Origin of the sequence: Bradyrhizobium sp. 17 (genome assembly GCF_023073515.1) — a bacterium.
GTDB lineage: Bacteria > Pseudomonadota > Alphaproteobacteria > Rhizobiales > Xanthobacteraceae > Bradyrhizobium > Bradyrhizobium canariense_D.
This window is the reverse complement of the sequence record NZ_JADPJQ010000128.1, coordinates 123,269-137,924: the sequence shown is the minus strand read 5'-3', so window position 1 is coordinate 137,924 and position 14,656 is coordinate 123,269. Positions and strand designations below refer to the sequence as shown.

At 65.2% G+C, this 14,656-nt stretch carries 16 protein-coding genes and 1 tRNA gene; 6 read left to right on the top strand and 11 right to left on the bottom strand.

Going from position 1 to position 14,656, the window contains the following annotated elements:
- Nucleotides 1-9: 9 nt before the first annotated feature.
- Nucleotides 10-1,374 (bottom strand): FAD-dependent oxidoreductase, encoded by a 1,365-nt coding sequence (locus IVB13_RS35745; protein WP_018452984.1) that lies wholly within the window; start codon nucleotides 1,372-1,374, stop codon nucleotides 10-12.
- A 113-nt stretch (nucleotides 1,375-1,487) separates the two neighbouring features.
- Here IVB13_RS35745 and IVB13_RS35740 point away from each other — a divergent pair, with 113 nt between their 5' ends.
- On the top strand, nucleotides 1,488-2,372 hold the full coding sequence (locus tag IVB13_RS35740; protein ID WP_018452983.1) for a LysR family transcriptional regulator: 885 nt from the start codon (nucleotides 1,488-1,490) through the stop codon (nucleotides 2,370-2,372).
- Nucleotides 2,373-2,419: 47 nt separating this feature from the next.
- Here IVB13_RS35740 and IVB13_RS35735 read toward each other — a convergent pair whose 3' ends face one another.
- Nucleotides 2,420-3,223, bottom strand: coding sequence for an enoyl-CoA hydratase-related protein (locus tag IVB13_RS35735; RefSeq protein ID WP_085351611.1), 804 nt, complete (start codon nucleotides 3,221-3,223; stop codon nucleotides 2,420-2,422).
- 154 nt (nucleotides 3,224-3,377) lie between these two features.
- On the opposite strand from IVB13_RS35735, the gene IVB13_RS35730 reads away from it, so the two are divergent.
- Entirely contained in the window at nucleotides 3,378-4,352 is a 975-nt protein-coding gene (locus tag IVB13_RS35730; protein WP_018452981.1) for a ketopantoate reductase family protein, read from the top strand.
- Nucleotides 4,353-4,356: 4 nt separating this feature from the next.
- Here the strand turns inward: IVB13_RS35730 and IVB13_RS35725 are convergent, their stop codons facing one another.
- Complete coding sequence (locus IVB13_RS35725) at nucleotides 4,357-5,049, bottom strand: alpha/beta family hydrolase (protein WP_231189766.1); 693 nt, start codon at nucleotides 5,047-5,049, stop codon at nucleotides 4,357-4,359.
- Nucleotides 5,050-5,176: 127 nt separating this feature from the next.
- On the opposite strand from IVB13_RS35725, the gene IVB13_RS35720 reads away from it, so the two are divergent.
- Nucleotides 5,177-6,322, top strand: a complete 1,146-nt coding sequence (locus tag IVB13_RS35720) for an acyl-CoA dehydrogenase family protein (RefSeq protein ID WP_018452979.1) — start codon at nucleotides 5,177-5,179, stop codon at nucleotides 6,320-6,322.
- 26 nt (nucleotides 6,323-6,348) lie between these two features.
- On the opposite strand, the gene IVB13_RS35715 is transcribed toward IVB13_RS35720, so the two are convergent.
- From IVB13_RS35715 to IVB13_RS35690, 6 genes are all read right to left on the bottom strand, one after another.
- The gene (locus IVB13_RS35715; RefSeq protein ID WP_018452978.1) at nucleotides 6,349-7,488 is read right to left on the bottom strand and encodes an amidohydrolase/deacetylase family metallohydrolase; all 1,140 of its coding nucleotides are present in this window, start codon (nucleotides 7,486-7,488) and stop codon (nucleotides 6,349-6,351) included.
- 124 nt (nucleotides 7,489-7,612) lie between these two features.
- A tRNA-Arg gene (locus IVB13_RS35710) sits at nucleotides 7,613-7,689 on the bottom strand.
- A 97-nt stretch (nucleotides 7,690-7,786) separates the two neighbouring features.
- The gene (locus IVB13_RS35705; protein WP_018452977.1) at nucleotides 7,787-8,743 is read right to left on the bottom strand and encodes a tripartite tricarboxylate transporter substrate-binding protein; all 957 of its coding nucleotides are present in this window, start codon (nucleotides 8,741-8,743) and stop codon (nucleotides 7,787-7,789) included.
- A gap of 48 nt (nucleotides 8,744-8,791) precedes the next feature.
- Nucleotides 8,792-9,163: a cupin domain-containing protein gene (locus IVB13_RS35700; protein ID WP_018452976.1), complete on the bottom strand. Its 372-nt coding sequence runs from the start codon at nucleotides 9,161-9,163 to the stop codon at nucleotides 8,792-8,794.
- A gap of 26 nt (nucleotides 9,164-9,189) precedes the next feature.
- A complete protein-coding gene (locus tag IVB13_RS35695; RefSeq protein WP_204514026.1) occupies nucleotides 9,190-9,828 on the bottom strand; it encodes an RraA family protein in 639 nt (212 codons plus the stop codon).
- Between the two features lie 26 nt (nucleotides 9,829-9,854).
- Nucleotides 9,855-11,372 (bottom strand): AMP-binding protein, encoded by a 1,518-nt coding sequence (locus tag IVB13_RS35690; protein WP_247299205.1) that lies wholly within the window; start codon nucleotides 11,370-11,372, stop codon nucleotides 9,855-9,857.
- Between the two features lie 208 nt (nucleotides 11,373-11,580).
- On the opposite strand from IVB13_RS35690, the gene IVB13_RS35685 reads away from it, so the two are divergent.
- A complete protein-coding gene (locus tag IVB13_RS35685; RefSeq protein ID WP_018452973.1) occupies nucleotides 11,581-12,213 on the top strand; it encodes a hypothetical protein in 633 nt (210 codons plus the stop codon).
- Between the two features lie 117 nt (nucleotides 12,214-12,330).
- On the opposite strand, the gene IVB13_RS35680 is transcribed toward IVB13_RS35685, so the two are convergent.
- Nucleotides 12,331-12,546 (bottom strand): hypothetical protein, encoded by a 216-nt coding sequence (locus IVB13_RS35680; protein WP_247492209.1) that lies wholly within the window; start codon nucleotides 12,544-12,546, stop codon nucleotides 12,331-12,333.
- 28 nt (nucleotides 12,547-12,574) lie between these two features.
- Complete coding sequence (locus tag IVB13_RS35675; protein ID WP_247299203.1) at nucleotides 12,575-13,582, bottom strand: 2-dehydropantoate 2-reductase; 1,008 nt, start codon at nucleotides 13,580-13,582, stop codon at nucleotides 12,575-12,577.
- Nucleotides 13,583-13,740: 158 nt separating this feature from the next.
- On the opposite strand from IVB13_RS35675, the gene IVB13_RS35670 reads away from it, so the two are divergent.
- Nucleotides 13,741-14,322 carry a YidB family protein gene (locus IVB13_RS35670; protein WP_026232432.1) on the top strand — a complete coding sequence of 194 codons (582 nt, stop codon included), beginning with the start codon at nucleotides 13,741-13,743 and terminating at the stop codon, nucleotides 14,320-14,322.
- Nucleotides 14,323-14,352: 30 nt separating this feature from the next.
- Nucleotides 14,353-14,625, top strand: a complete 273-nt coding sequence (locus IVB13_RS35665; RefSeq protein WP_083926312.1) for a GlsB/YeaQ/YmgE family stress response membrane protein — start codon at nucleotides 14,353-14,355, stop codon at nucleotides 14,623-14,625.
- Nucleotides 14,626-14,656 lie beyond the last annotated feature (31 nt).

Genomic DNA, 14,656 nt, shown 5'->3' with positions numbered 1-14,656 from the left:
TGCAGTCGGTTACAGGCCTTCAGGCACGGGCTGGTCCCGTCCGATAAAGGCGCCCTGTTGTTTCAACGTTTCCTGCAGCTTTTCAACGGGGATGTCACGCGGGATCCGGTTTCCGGAGAGCGCCAGCGCTGCCGCGGAACCGGCCGCCTCCCCCATCACGAAACAGGCACCGGAGACCCGGGCCGCCGATTGGCCCTCATGGGTCATCGAGGCGCAGCGGCCGGCGACCAGCAGATTATCGACGCCTTCGGGCACCAGCATGCGGTAAGGCAGCTCGTTATAGCCGCGCGATTCCGGGATCGGCGGGAAGGTGAAGACGACGTCGCCGGGGACATGGGCCTCGATCGGCCAGCCATTGACCCCGATGGAATCCTCGAACGAAGCGCAGCCGAGCACGTCCTCGCCGCTGAGCTGATAGCCGCCCGTGATGCGGCGGGTTTCGCGGATGCCGAGCTGCGGCGGCAGGTCGACGATGTAGGATTTTTCAAAGCCCGGCACGGTGCGCAGGAATTCGAACGCAGCCAGCGCCTGCTTGCGGCCCTCGATCTCGCCGCGGGTGAGATCATCAGGCTCGATGCCGTTGATGGCATGGCCGTCCTCGCGCGCCACTTGCGTAAAATTCACCCGCCATTCGATGCCGGACTTCTGCGGCCGCACGATCGCGCTCTTGCGCGGGAATGTGTGGGTGCCGGCGGCGGTGGCCTGCTCCATCAATTGCGGAATGGTCCGCCAGGCTTCGCCTGCCCTCTCCGGGTCGATGTTGTTGAGACGGAGCATCATCGAGGGATACATCGGATGACCGTGCTCGTCGCCGAATTCGAACGGCGCGCCGGCCCAAACCGCGAGATCGCCGTCGCCGGAGCAATCGATGAAGATCTCCGATCGCACCGCCTGCCGGCCGGCCTTGGTCTCGACCATCAGCGCATCGATGCGGCTGTTAGCGCCCATCACCACACCGGCACCAAGCGCGTGGAAAAGGATGTGCACCTTGTGACTGGCGAGCAGTTGGTCGGCCGCGATCTTGTAGGCGGCGGTGTCGTAGGCCTGGGCGAAGACCTTGCCGAGAATCAGATGCGGCGCGTTGAGGCCGTTCAAGCGATCGATCCGCGCCAGCAACTCCGACGCCATGCCCTGCACCAGCCGGTGGGCCTCGCCGTGGACATTGCCGTGCAGGCCGCAGAAATTGGTGACGCCTGCGGCGGTGCCCATGCCGCCAAGGAAGCCGTACCGCTCGATCAGCAGCGTCTTCCGTCCCGCGCGTGCGCTTGAGGCCGCCGCCACGATGCCGGCCGGACCGCCGCCGAGGACGACGACTTCATATTCGCCGTAAAGCGGCACCTGGCGCGCCGGTTCTTCGATCGTCATGGCCTGCATGGCGCGTCCTGTCCCTGAAATCCTTTGCTTGGGCCGGACTATGAATTAACCCGGATCGAGCTACAATCCGCCAAAATAGGCGATCACCTTTCTCGAATCGCGAAAGGCCGAAGATGGACATCCTGGTAAACCTTCAGGCGTTCCTCGCGACCGCCGACGCCACCGGCTTCTCCGCGGCCGCGCGAAAACTCGGCGTCTCGACGTCGGTGGTCGCCAAGCGCGTCACGCAGCTGGAGGCGCGGATCGGCACGCCACTGTTTCATCGCTCGACCCGGCAATTGCGGCTGACCGAGGCCGGCCAGCGCTACGTGCATCGCGCCCGCGGCGTCGTCACCGACGCCGCCGATCTGCTGTCGCGCATGGGCGAGAAGGGCCACGATCTCGTCGATCATCTGCGCATCAAGGCCCCGACCTCGCTGACGGTCGCGCGGCTTGCGGACGTCTTCACCGCCTTCCAGACCCAGAACCCGCGGCTCAAGCTCGAGATCGTGCTGTTCGACCGTCCGGTCGATCCCGTCACCGAAGGCTTTGACATCGCCATCGGCGCCTTCCCGCATTCCTTTGGCGGTGTCGTCGACGAACCCTTGTGCCCGCTGAAGCGGCTGCTCTGCGCCTCGCCTGCCTATTTGAAGAAACACGGCACGCCAAAACATCCGCGTGATCTGGTCGATCATCGCTGCCTCAGCTTTCTACCGACCGGCCCCGAATGGATCTTTGACGGGCCGCGCGGCCGCATCAGCGTCCAGGTCAGTCCGCTGCTGTCCTGCAACGAGGGCCAAGTGCTGGCGCGCAGCGCCATCGCCGGCAACGGCATTGTGTTGATATCGGACTATCTCGTCGCGGGCGCCTTGCGCGACGGCGCGCTCAAGCCGGTGCTGCGCGAGTTTCCGATTCCGGAATTGTGGGTGAAGGCTGCGATCCCTGAACGGCGGCGCAATGCCGCCGCGGTACAGGCGCTGCTCACTTTGCTGAAAAGGTCACTCGCGACGTCGCTGTAAAAGCCCGTAGCCCGGATGGAGCGAAGCGTAATCCGGGCTACTCGCGTTCAGCTTTTAGCACCTGCCCAATTCGCGGCGCGCTTTTCCGCGAACGACGCCAGCCCCTCGGCGGCTTCCGCGCTCTGTCGCTTCAGCGAATGCAGATGCACGAGCCGCTTGTAAGCCGCATCGTCCACCGCCATGCCGCCGAACGAACTTTCCAGCGCGAGCCGCTTGGTCTCGGCCATCGCCTCCGATCCGTTGGCAAGCAACTGCTCGACCACCTTGGCGCCGGCGGCGTCGAGATCGGCGAGCGGCACCACCTCGTGGACGAGGCCGATACGACGGGCGTCCTCGGCGCCGAAACGTTCACCTGTCAGCGCGTAGCGGCGGACTTGCCGTACACCAATGGCATCGCAGAGCTGCGGGATGATGATGGCCGCGGTCAGGCCCCAGCGCACTTCGGTGATCGAGAACAGCGCGTTGTCGGCCGCGATCACGACGTCGCAGGCCGCGATCACGCCGGTGCCGCCGCCAAAGCAGCCGCCCTGCACCAGCGCGACCGTCGGGATAGCCAGCGTATTGAGCCGCTGCACGGCCTCGAACGTCGCCCGCGACGCGGCCTCGTTCGCCTCGCTCGATTGCGGCCGCACGCCGTTGATCCATTTGAGGTCGGCGCCAGCCTGGAAATGCTTGCCATTGCCCTTGAGCACGACGACGCGAAGGTTGGGCTTGCTGCCAAGATCGTCCATGGCCGCGAGCACGCCTGCGATCAACGCGCCGTCATAGGCATTGTTAACCTCCGGCCGGTTCAACGTGACGGTCGCAACCCCACGCGCATCCAGGGTCCACAGGACGGGGCTGTCGGTCATCGGTGTTCCTCCGCTCGTTTGTTTGGCGCGCACTATGACCGAGGCTCCGCGCCCTGATCCATATCTTTCGAGCGTAGGGCAGCCGCGTCCATCGCATGGCGGCTTGTGTCATGCTGCCGCGGGGCGGCATCAAGGGATCAGGGACGGACATCACATGCGCATCTGCATTTTCGGCGCGGGCGCCGTCGGCAGCCATCTTGCAGTTCGGTTGGCCCGCGCCGGCCACGAGGTCTCGTGCGTGATGCGGGGCGCGCACCTGGAGGCGGTCCGGGCCAACGGCCTCAAGCTGCGCGTCGGCGATTCCGAGGTCTCCGCCAAGGTGAACGCCTCCGGCGATCCGGCCCAGCTCGGCCCGCAGGACGTCGTGATCAGCACCTTGAAGGCGACCGCGTTGACCGGGCTGGTCTCCAGTCTCAAGCCGCTGCTGCAGGACAACACCGCGATCGTGTTCGCGCAGAACGGCATTCCCTGGTGGTACCGGATCGGCCTGCCGCCGCGGCACCCGACCCCGCCGGACATTTCCTTCCTCGACCCGGGCGGACGCCTGCGCGCCTGCATTCCGAAAGAGCGGATCGTCGGCGGCGTAGTCTTCTCCTCCAACGAGGTGATCGCGCCCGGCGTGGTGCAGAACCTGACGCCGGACCGCAACCGCCTGCTGATCGGCGAATGTGACGACCGCAATTGCGAGCGCATCACGACGCTCCGCGGTGTCTTCAGCGACGCACGGCTGGAATCGCCGCCGGTCGCCGAGATCCGCGAGGCGATCTGGTCAAAGCTGCTGACCAACATGTCACTGTCGGTGCTGTGCCTGCTCACCGGCCAGACCGCGCGCGGCGTGCGCGATGACCCCGCCTTTGCGGATGTCATTCCGCGGATGCTGAACGAGGCCAACGAGATCGCTCAGCATTTTATCCCCGAGGTCAAGCGCGTATCACGCAGCGGCCCCGCCCCCAACCACAAGCCGTCGCTGCTGCAGGATTACGAGCTCGGCCGCGCCATGGAGATCGACGTCCTGGTAAAGGCGCCCCAAGCCTTCGCGCGCACCGCCGGCCTGTCGACGCCGACGCTCGACTTGATCGCCGCGCTCGCGATCCAGAAGGCGCGCGACAAGGGGCTATATTCGGCGTGAGATTTCAGGCGAGGCTGTCGATCCAGGCCGCGAGCGTATCAAGCACCTCTGTCAGCGCCTCTTCATTGGTGCGGCCGGACTTTTTCAGCACCGCGAAGGAGTGATCGCCGCCTTCGATCTCATGCAGCGTCGCCTTCGGGGCAAGAGCGGCGATGACCGGCTTGAGGAGGCCGAGATCGGCGAGCCCGTCGCGGGTGCCTTGCAGGAACAGCATCGGGATCTCGACATGGGCGAGATGCTCGGCGCGCTCCGTCGACGGCTTCTTGTCGGCGTGCAGGGGAAAACCGAGGAAGGCGAGCCCTTTGACATCAGGCAGCGGAGCCTTGGACTGCGCCTGCGAGGTCATGCGCCCGCCGAAGGATTTTCCACCCGCAACGAGCATCACACCCGGGCAGAGCCGCGCGGCTTCCTCGACTGCCACGCGGATCGTGGCGTGGGCGACCGCAGGCTGGTCGGGACGGCCCTGCTTGTTTTCCATGTAAGGAAAATTGAAGCGGAAGGTCGCGATGTCGCGAGCAGCGAGCCCCTCCGCAATCTTGTCCATCGATGCATGCCGCATCCCTGCACCGGCACCATGCGCCAGGACGTAGCAGGCGCGCGCCTTGTCCGGCTGCGTCAGGATCGCGGAGACCGTGCCGATGCGCGCGATGTCGAGCTTGAGCTCTTTGGTTTTGACGGTTTGGATTTTGACAGCCACAATCAACCATCCCGATAGACGCTGCTCCGGCCGCCTTGGTAGCGTCACCGGCACAGCCTGAAAACACAATAATTGCCGCCAAAGGCTGGCCTAACCAGGCCGGCAAGCCGCATTGACCGAGGTGACCATGTCCTACCGCTCCTCCTGGATGACCGAAGAGCTCGAAATCTTCCGCGACCAGTTCCGGAAGTATCTTGCCAAGGATCTGGCCCCGCATGCCGAAAAATGGCGCGAGCAGAAGATGGTCGACCGCTTTGCCTGGCGCGGGCTCGGCGAGATGGGCGCGCTGCTGGCAAGCGTGCCGGAGGAATATGGCGGCCTGGGCGCCACCTTCGCCTATGATGCCGCCGTGCTCGACGACCTCGAAAGCACGGTGCCGGAGCTGACGACCGGCGTCTCCGTGCACAGCGCCATCGTCGCGCACTACATCCTCAATTACGGCTCGGAGGAGCAGAAGAAGCGCTGGCTGCCGAAGATGGCTTCAGGCGAGATGGTCGGCGCCATCGCCATGACCGAGCCCGGCACCGGCTCGGATTTGCAGGCCGTCAAGACCACCGCCAGGAAGCAGGGCAATTCCTACGTCATCAACGGACAGAAGACCTTCATCACCAACGGCCAGGCTGCCGACCTCGTCATCGTGGTTGCGCGCACCGGCGATGTCGGCGCCAAGGGCATTTCGCTGATCGTGGTCGAAACCTCAGGCGCGGATGGATACAAGCGCGGGCGCAACCTCGACAAGATCGGCCTGCATGCCTCCGACACGTCTGAGCTGTTCTTCGACAACGTCGCGGTGCCGCCGGACAATTTGCTCGGCGGCGAGGAAGGCCAGGGCTTCGTGCAGCTGATGCAGCAATTGCCGCAGGAGCGCCTCGCGCTCGCGGTCGGCGCGGTCGCGGCTATGGAGCGCGCGATAAAACTCACCGTCGACTACACCAAGGAGCGCAAGGCCTTCGGCAAGCCGCTGATGGATTTCCAGAACACCGCCTTCAAGCTCGCCGAGCGCAAGACCGAAGCGATGATCGCGCGCGTCTTCGTCGACTGGTGCATCGAGCGGCTGGTCGCAAAGGACCTCGACACCGTCACGGCGTCGATGGCGAAATATTGGTGCTCGGAGAAGCAGGTCGAGACCGCCGACGAATGCCTGCAGCTGTTCGGCGGCTACGGCTATATGCAGGAATATCCGATCTCGCGCATCTTCATCGATTCCCGCATCCAGAAGATCTATGGCGGGACGAACGAGATCATGAAGCTGTTGATCGCGAGGTCGTTGTAATCAAGCCGGCGTGAACGGCCTGCCGCTCAATTCGGATGCCACCACCGGCCGCCGATCACGACGCCTTCGGAGACGATCTTGCGGTCGCCGATCAGGTGCTCGCCGACGACGTCCTCATAGTCGAACTGGCCTTCCCTCACCGAGATCAGCGTGGCGTCGCCGACGCTGCCCGGCTTGAGGCTGCCGAGCTCGGGGCGCCGCAGCGCCATCGCGGCGTTGACGGTCGAGGTTGCGATGACGTCGGACAGCGGCATGCCCATGCACAGGAATTTCGACAGGGTCGTCACCTGATCGAAGGCCGGGCCGTCGATGCAGAGCTGATGAATGTCGGACGAGATGGTGTCGGGATAGAAGCCGTTGGCGAGCATCGCACGCGCGGTCTTGAATGCGAACGAGCCCTTGCCGTGGCCGATGTCGAACAGCACGCCGCGCTCGCGGGCGTCGAGCACCGCCCGCTTCACCGTGCCCTGCGCGGTCGCAGGCGTGTTGGGGAAGGGACGGAACGCATGGGTGAGCACGTCGCCGGGGCGCAGGCGCGCCAGCACCTCCTCGTAGCTCGGCGGCGGATGATCGATATGCGCCATCAGGGGCATGCCGACCTCGTTCGCGACCTCGAGCGCGATGTCGAGCGGCACGACGCCCGACGTGCCCGAGGAATGCAGCCCCACGCGCACCTTGATGCCGACGATGAGATCGCGGTTGGCGTCGGCCACCTTGGCCGCCTCGATCGGATTCATCAGCCGCAGCTCCTCGCTCTCGCCGACCATGATCCGGTGCGAGAAGCCGAAAATGCCGGCATGCGAGACATGCAGATAAGCGAGGATACGAACCTGGCTCGGCTCGATCACATGCTTGCGGAAGCCCGCGAAATTGCCCGGCCCCGCACTGCCGGTATCGACCGCGGTGGTGACGCCGGAAAGACGGCAGAACTCCTCGGCGTCGATGCCGAGCGACGTGCCGCCCCAATAGACATGGGTGTGGAGATCGATCAGTCCCGGCGTCACGATGTAGCGAGAGACGTCGCGCACCTCGGTGCCCGGATCCGCCTTGAGCCCACTGCCGATCGCCGCGACCTTGCCGCCGGAAAAGGCGACATCGGTCACGGCGTCGAGCTTCTGGGACGGGTCGACCACACGGCCGCCGCGCAGGATCAAATCGAAAGGCATTGTCGTCTCCGGATATGGCAGCGAGGCGGGGCGGCAGTCAGCCCGGGCCAGGAGGAAGCTTCGCGCTTCTAGCAATTTTTGCGCCGACGAGCGTATCAAACGCGACGATTGCTCACTGAAAAACTGGCGATCCCGGGAAGACTCGAACTTCCGACCTACGGTTTAGGAAACCGTCGCTCTATCCGGCTGAGCTACGGGACCGCGGAACCCGCAGAGCGGGTTACCGGGGCTTCATATCAAAGCGGAAGGGGGATCGGAAGCCCTCCGCGTTGCTCAATGCGGAGGGCTGCCGGTCATCTCATGCCCGGATATTGTTGTCCTTGACCACCTTGCCCCAAATGGCGACCTGCTTGTCGAAGAAGGTCTTGAAGGCGGGAGCGTCCTCGAGCAGCAGCGTCATCTGCTGCGTTTCCTTGAGCTGGGCGGCGGTCGCGGGCTCGCTCAGGATCTCCTTGGACGCCGTCGCGAGGCCTGCGACGATGTCCGGCGGCGTGCCGGTGGGCGCGAAGATGCCCCACCAGGCCAGCGTCTCGAAATCCGGAAAGCCCGCCTCGATCGCGGTCGGCGTATCCGGCAGGCCCGGCAGCCGCTCGCGGCCGAGCTGCAGGATCGGACGCAGCATGTTGGTGCCGAGCTGGGCTGCGACCAGCGCCGCAGATCCCGCGATCAGGTCGACATGGCCGCCGAGCACGTCGTTCATTGCGGGGCCTCCGCCGCGATAGGGCACGTGCATGATCTCGACGCCGGCCTTGTTGCCGAGCACGGTCATGGCGAGATGGCCGAGCGTGCCGATGCCGACGGAGGCATATTTCACCGCGCCGGGCGTCGCCTTGCAGGCCGCCACCACGTCGGCAAAGCTCTTGTAGGGGCGGCCTGCACCGGCAGCGATCACGTAAGGCGCGGTGCCGACCAGCAACACCGGCATTAGCTCGCGCTCGACATCGACGGGCGGCTTGTCGAGGATGGAGGGGATCACCGCATGGGAATCGAAGGTGACCAGGAACGTCGAGCCGTCAGGCGGGCTCTTGGCGACCTGCGCCGCGCCGAGCGCGCCTGCCGCGCCCGACTTGTTCTCGACAATGACGATGCGGTTGAGCTTGGTTTGCAGATGGCTCTGGAGCAGCCGCGCCATCGCATCGGTGGATCCGCCCGGCGGAAACGGCACCACCAGTGTGATTTTTGAAGCCTGCGCCAACGCCGGCGTCATCGCGAGAATAGCCGGCGCTGCCAGCAGCGTCCGTCGTGTGATCGTCATGGTATCCCTCCCCTGTTTTCTCGCGCCCGGCTTTTGCTCTTTGGCGCTTTAAGTGGTCCCGAAACCGGATCCCGCTTTTCTGTATTCTGGCCGCGGCGGACTGAAGATGTCCAGCACGCGGGCGCCGTCGGGGCCGGCGCGCATGGTGTGCGGCACATTACCCGGCGTGCGCCAGAAGTCGCCTTTCTTCACGGCAATCTCCTCATCACCCTGGACGCGGATGGCGGAGCCGTCGAGCAGCACGCCCCACTGCTCCTCGGGATGATGGTGCAGCGTGCCTTGCGCATGCGGCGCCAGCGTCACCACCGACAGCATCGCCTGCTCGCCGGAGAAGATGCGCGTGGTCACCCCTGCCGCGAGCTCGCGAAACAACCCGTCGCCGTTATCGTCGAGATTGTGGAATTCGTCCTGCTGGCTCACGCCGCCCTCCTCTTCATTCTCGCTGATCAGGATTTGCCATACGAGCCTTGATAACGGCCCTCGCGGATCGCCTTCAGCGTCTCCTCCTCGCGCGCGACCTGGGCTCGCACGGCGTCGAGCAGCGCCGCGGCACCGGCGGCGGCAAACGACACCACGCCGTCCTCGTCTCCGACGACGATGTCGCCGGGCGAGATCACGCTGCCGCCGATCGAAACAGGCACGTTGATCTCGCCGGGGCCGTTCTTGTAAGGGCCGCGGTGGATCACCGCGCGGGCATAGCAGGGAAAGTCATCGGCAGCGAACGCCGCGACGTCGCGGATCGCGCCGTCGATGACGTAGCCTTCGGCTTTGCGCCATTGCGCGATGTTCTTCATGATCTCACCGACCAGCGCGCGGGTCTCGTCGCCGCCGCCATCGACCACGATGACGTCGCCGGGGCCCACCAGCTCGAGCGCGCGGTGGATGGCGAGATTGTCACCGGGACGGGTGCGGACCGTGAAGGCCGTGCCCACCAGCTTGGCACCGCGATGATAGGGTTTGAGCCCCACGGCGCCCGGCAGCCGGCCGAGATTGTCCGAAATGACCGGGGTCGGCGCACCGCGAAAGCCCTCGATGATCGCGGCCGGCGGCTTCGGCACAGCGTTCGCGGCGATGGTGATGGTCATAATCTCGGTCCTTCCCATGAATTCTCTTAATCGGCGTCCGCCCGCGCCTTCGCCGGCCAAATCCGGAACGCGCGCCCCTCCTTCATCCACGCCGCGCGCTCGTCGCGCAACAGCGTGCGGCGAACTTTACCGGAATCGTCGCGTGGTGGGACGGTGACGATCTCGAAGCTCTCCGGGTGCTTGTAGCGGCTGAGCCTGTCTTTGAGGAAATCCGCCATTCCGTCGGCGATGGCTTGGCCGTCCGCATCGCTCTCCGGCTCGATGATGGCGTGCACGCGCTGGCCCAATTCCGGATCGGGCAATCCCACCACCACGCAGGAGCGCACGCCCGGACAGGCGGAGACGGCAGCTTCGACCTCGGCGGGATAGATGTTGGCGCCGCCGCGCAGCACCATGTCGGCGAGGCGGTCACCGAGATAAAGGTAGCCTTCCGCATCCAGCCTGCCGATATCGCCCAGCGATTCCCAGCCGTCGGCGCGGCGCTTCGGCTCGGCGCCGAGATAGTGATAGGTGGCGTCATTGCCGTCATTGTTGAGGAAGTAAATCTCGCCGGTCTCACCCGGCGCAACGTCGTTGCCGTCCTCGCCGATGATGCGCAAGCGCGCCGTCTCGCCGATCTTGCCGACCGAGCCCTGGTGCGTCAGCCATTCCTTGCCGGAGATGATGCAGGAGCCCTGTCGCTCGGTGCCGCCATAGAGCTCCCAGATCCGCTCAGGCCCGAGCCAGGCGATCCAGTTCTCCTTCAGCCAGGGTGGCATCGGAGCGGCCATGTGGAAGACGGTTTGCAGGCTCGACACATCGTAGGCGTTGCGCACGTGCTCCGGGAGCGCCCAGATCCGGTGCATCATGGTCGGCACGAAATTGACCCATTGCACGCGCTCGCGCGCAATTTGCCGCAGCGCCTCCTCGGCGTCGAACTTGACGAGGCCGGTGAGCTGGCCGCCGGTGAACAGCGCGTAGTGCGACACGATGAACGGCGCATTGTGATAGAGCGGACCGGGATTGAGCAACGAGACCCCGAAGGGGATGTTGAGCGGCGGCGCGGCGACCGTGTCGATCACCGCCGGCTGGTGATCGAGGATCACCTTCGGGCGGCCGGTCGATCCGCCGCTGGTCATGGCTTTCCAATAGCGCGCCACCGGTGCGGTGAGCGGCTCGTCCGAAAACCCTTCCGGCACGAAATCCGCGGGCAGACGGTTCGGCGCGTTCCAGTCGGCTTCGCCGCCGACCACCAGCGCCGGCTTCAGGATGTCGAGCACCGCGGCGGCTTCGCCGCGCGGCAGCCGCCATGACAACGAGGTCGGCGTCGCTCCGCATTTCCACACTGCAAACGAGGTCTCGAAAAACGCATTGCAGTTGGGCAAACCGATCGCGACAAAGTCGCCGGGCTTGACACCCTTGGCCATGAACGCCCGCGCGCGCCGGTTGGCGCCGCGTTCGAGCGCGTCCCATGTCAGCGTATCCTGCCCGTGACGGACGGCGATCGTGCCTTGCGGTTTGCGTTCGGCGTACCAGCGCGGCACATCGGACAGGGGCAGCAGCATGAGGCGTTTCCACTTCGTATTCTTGGCGTCGCCGATGAGGCGAGCGCAGGATGAAGTGACGCTGTGACTCCTGCGCCACGTCAAGCAAAAAATGTCAGCATCACAGCCATGAAATTCCCGGGTTCCATGGGTGACAAGCAGGCCATAAAGGGGCAAAAATCAGCCCGACTCAGTTCGGGTTGAGTTTTGCAAGGAATGCTCTCGTAGAATGTCGGACGTAGTTGCATCGCGTCGTGCGGCGCTTGTCGTTGCTGCAGCAGGATTTTTCCTGCTGGCGCCGTCGCATGCCCAGGCACAATGGTGGAAGCGCGCGCCTGTTGACTTCGAGGCCTGCGCCGACGCCGCCGAGAAAGCTACGACCAAATCCGAGAAGACGGCTGCGCTTGCCGACTGCAACGCCAAATTCGCCGGCCGGCGCAAGGCGGGCGGCGGCTATTCCTATTACGATTTCCTCCAGGACCGCAGCTTCGACATCGCCGGGCCCAATCCGACGCCGGAGGAGCAGAAGAAGATCGACGAATCCTACACCGCCTATCTCGCCAATCAGCGCCGCAGCAATGAAGCCGCGCAGGCCACCGCGCGCCAGCAGCGCGAGCAGCAGGAACAACAGGTGCAGCAGCTCCAGCGGGTCGCGTTGCGAACCGAGGTCGAGCGCGTGCCCGTGCCGGTCGAGCGGCCGAAAGTCCAGCAGGCCGCCATCGGCGACGCGCGGCCGCGGCCGAAGGGCACACCCTGCACCAAGGGCTCGTTCTCCTGCGAATGGCCGCGGCTGTCGGATGGATTGAACGACATCAAGAAGCTGTTCAGCCCGACGCCGAGCAAGCCCGCGAAGAAGGGCTGAGCTGCGTCGCCGTCATTGCGAGCGCAGCGAAGCAATCCAGCATCTCTCCGCGGAGGCAGTCTGGATTGCTTCGCTACGCTCGCAATGACGAACTGGGCGGGGATCCGTCTCCTAGCCTCAGTTCGTGTGCTTCTTCTTGCTGCGCTTCGGTTGAGCAACCGGCGCATTCACCGGCGCCGTTGTTGTCGGTGAACTACTCAACTGCGAACGACTCTCCTTCAGGCGCGCGTCATAGCCGGGCGAATTCGTGACGGTCGGCGGCCTTGCCTGAGCAAACGTGGAAGCTGCACATAAGGCGGCGAGCACGACCCCGATCGTCAAACAACGTTTCATCGCACGTCTCCCGTCAGCCGGCGTGAACTCATGCAGCGCCGCGAACCTGCTGCGGCGTCAGCCGCGGCGGACCCTTGCCCGCGGCCTCAGCCTCGTTGATCAGCGCAACAATGCGGCGCGACAGCGGCACGTCGACACTGTTCTGTTCGGCGAGGGCGATGATCGCGCCCTGGAGATAGTCGATCTCGGTCTTGCGGCCCTGCTTCAAATCCTGCCACATCGAGGAACGCGCCTCGGGATCGATCTTCATGGTCCTTCCCAGGATCAGGTCGAAAATCGGATCAGGCAGTCTCAGCAAGGCGGGCGTCCAGGACGACGGGATCGGCGTCGCCGAGACCGGTGTGATGCCGGCGGCCCTCATTGCAGCCAGCCCCTCCGCCATCTGATCGGCGAACAACCTTCGCCATTCGCGGTTCCCCAATTGCGCAGCGAGGGGCATGTCGGACAAGGCGCTGAGCGCGTTGTTCAAATTGATGATCAGCTTGCCCCATTGCACGCCGGTGATGTCGCGGCTCGCGCGCATCGTGAGCCCCGGCACCGACAGAGCTGCGGCCGCGTTCGTGTCATCTTGGCCAACATGAATGTCGCCAGAGGTCGAGCGGTGGAAGCGGCCCTCGCCCATCCCGACCACGTTGAAAGGCACCATGCCGGCGAGCACGCGGCGATCGCCGAGGCGATCGCGCAGCACCGCGACGTTGCCGACGCCGTTTTGCAGCGAGACGATGACAGCGTCCTGCGGCGCATGCTGCGCGATCTGCTTGGCGACAGCTGCCGTGTCGGCGCTCTTCACCGTGACCAGCACGATGCCGGCGCTGTGCAAGATCGCGGGATCTTCCGATAGCGCGAGTTGGCCCGGATCGAGCTTCTTCTCGGAGCCGTCGAAATCGGTCAGAAGCAGACCGAACCGCTCGATCTCGGCCTTCACCCGCGGTCGCACCAGGAACGCGACGCGGCGACCGGCAGCCGCCAGGGTGCCGCCGACAAAACATCCGATGGCGCCCGCGCCGGCCACCACGATCGGTCGATCCGTCATCATCTTGGCTTGCCCCCTCAACGATCCGCCCTCGATAGCAGAGGCTGTGTCTGCTGCCCATTCCCGGAGTTGCGGCGCAATCGCCTTGTAACCGTCATGACGGCCTCATATGTTTTCGAACGGGGCTTGTTACCGGCAACAAAGCGCCAAGGGAGAACGCCATGGGTTTGCTCGACGTCCTCAACGGCATGCAGAACGGCCCGCGCGGGCCAAGCACGCCGAGTTCACAATCCTCATCCAGTGGCGGCATGTCGCCCATGACCATGGCGCTGCTTGGCCTGCTCGCCTGGAAGGCATTCAAGCATATGAGCGGCAACCAGAGCGGCAGCGCGCCGCAGCCGTCCCCGGCACCGACGCCGACGCATCTCCCCCCGCCGGTGAATGCAGGCGCTGGTGGTGGCCTCGGCGACCTGTTGAAGGGCGGCCTTGGCGGCCTGCTCGCGGGCGGCGCGGCCGGCAGCGTGCTCAGCGGCGGGCTCGGCGATCTCCTCAACCAGCTTCAGCACAGCGGTCATGGCGATACTGCCAATACCTGGGTCGGCAAGGGCGAGAACAAGGCGATCGCTCCAGGCGATCTCGCCAATGCGCTCGGCGCCGACCAGATCGAGAGCCTGTCCGCCCAAAGCGGCCTGTCGCGTGACGAGCTGCTCTCGGGCCTCAGCCAGTATCTGCCGCAGGTGGTCGACCATCTGACGCCGGACGGACGGCTGCCGACCGAGCAAGAGATCGCGGGCAGAGTCTGATTGGTTTAGTCAAACGAGGGGAGCACGGACATGAGCATGGGTGGCTTGTTGTGGATCATCGTCGTCGGCTTCATCGCCGGCCTCATCGCGCGTTGGCTGGCGCCGGGACCGAACAATCCGAGCGGCTTCATCCTCACCACCATCCTCGGCATCGCCGGCGCGTTTCTCGCGACCTTCATCGGTCAGGCCATCGGTCATTACGGTCCCGACCAGGGTGCAGGATTCATCATGGCCACCATCGGCGCCGTGGTGGTGCTGTTCATCTGGCACCGGCTGGTGGCGAGCGGCGTGATCAAGGGGTGACGCTTCAAAACGCCGAAAGCGGCACACCGCC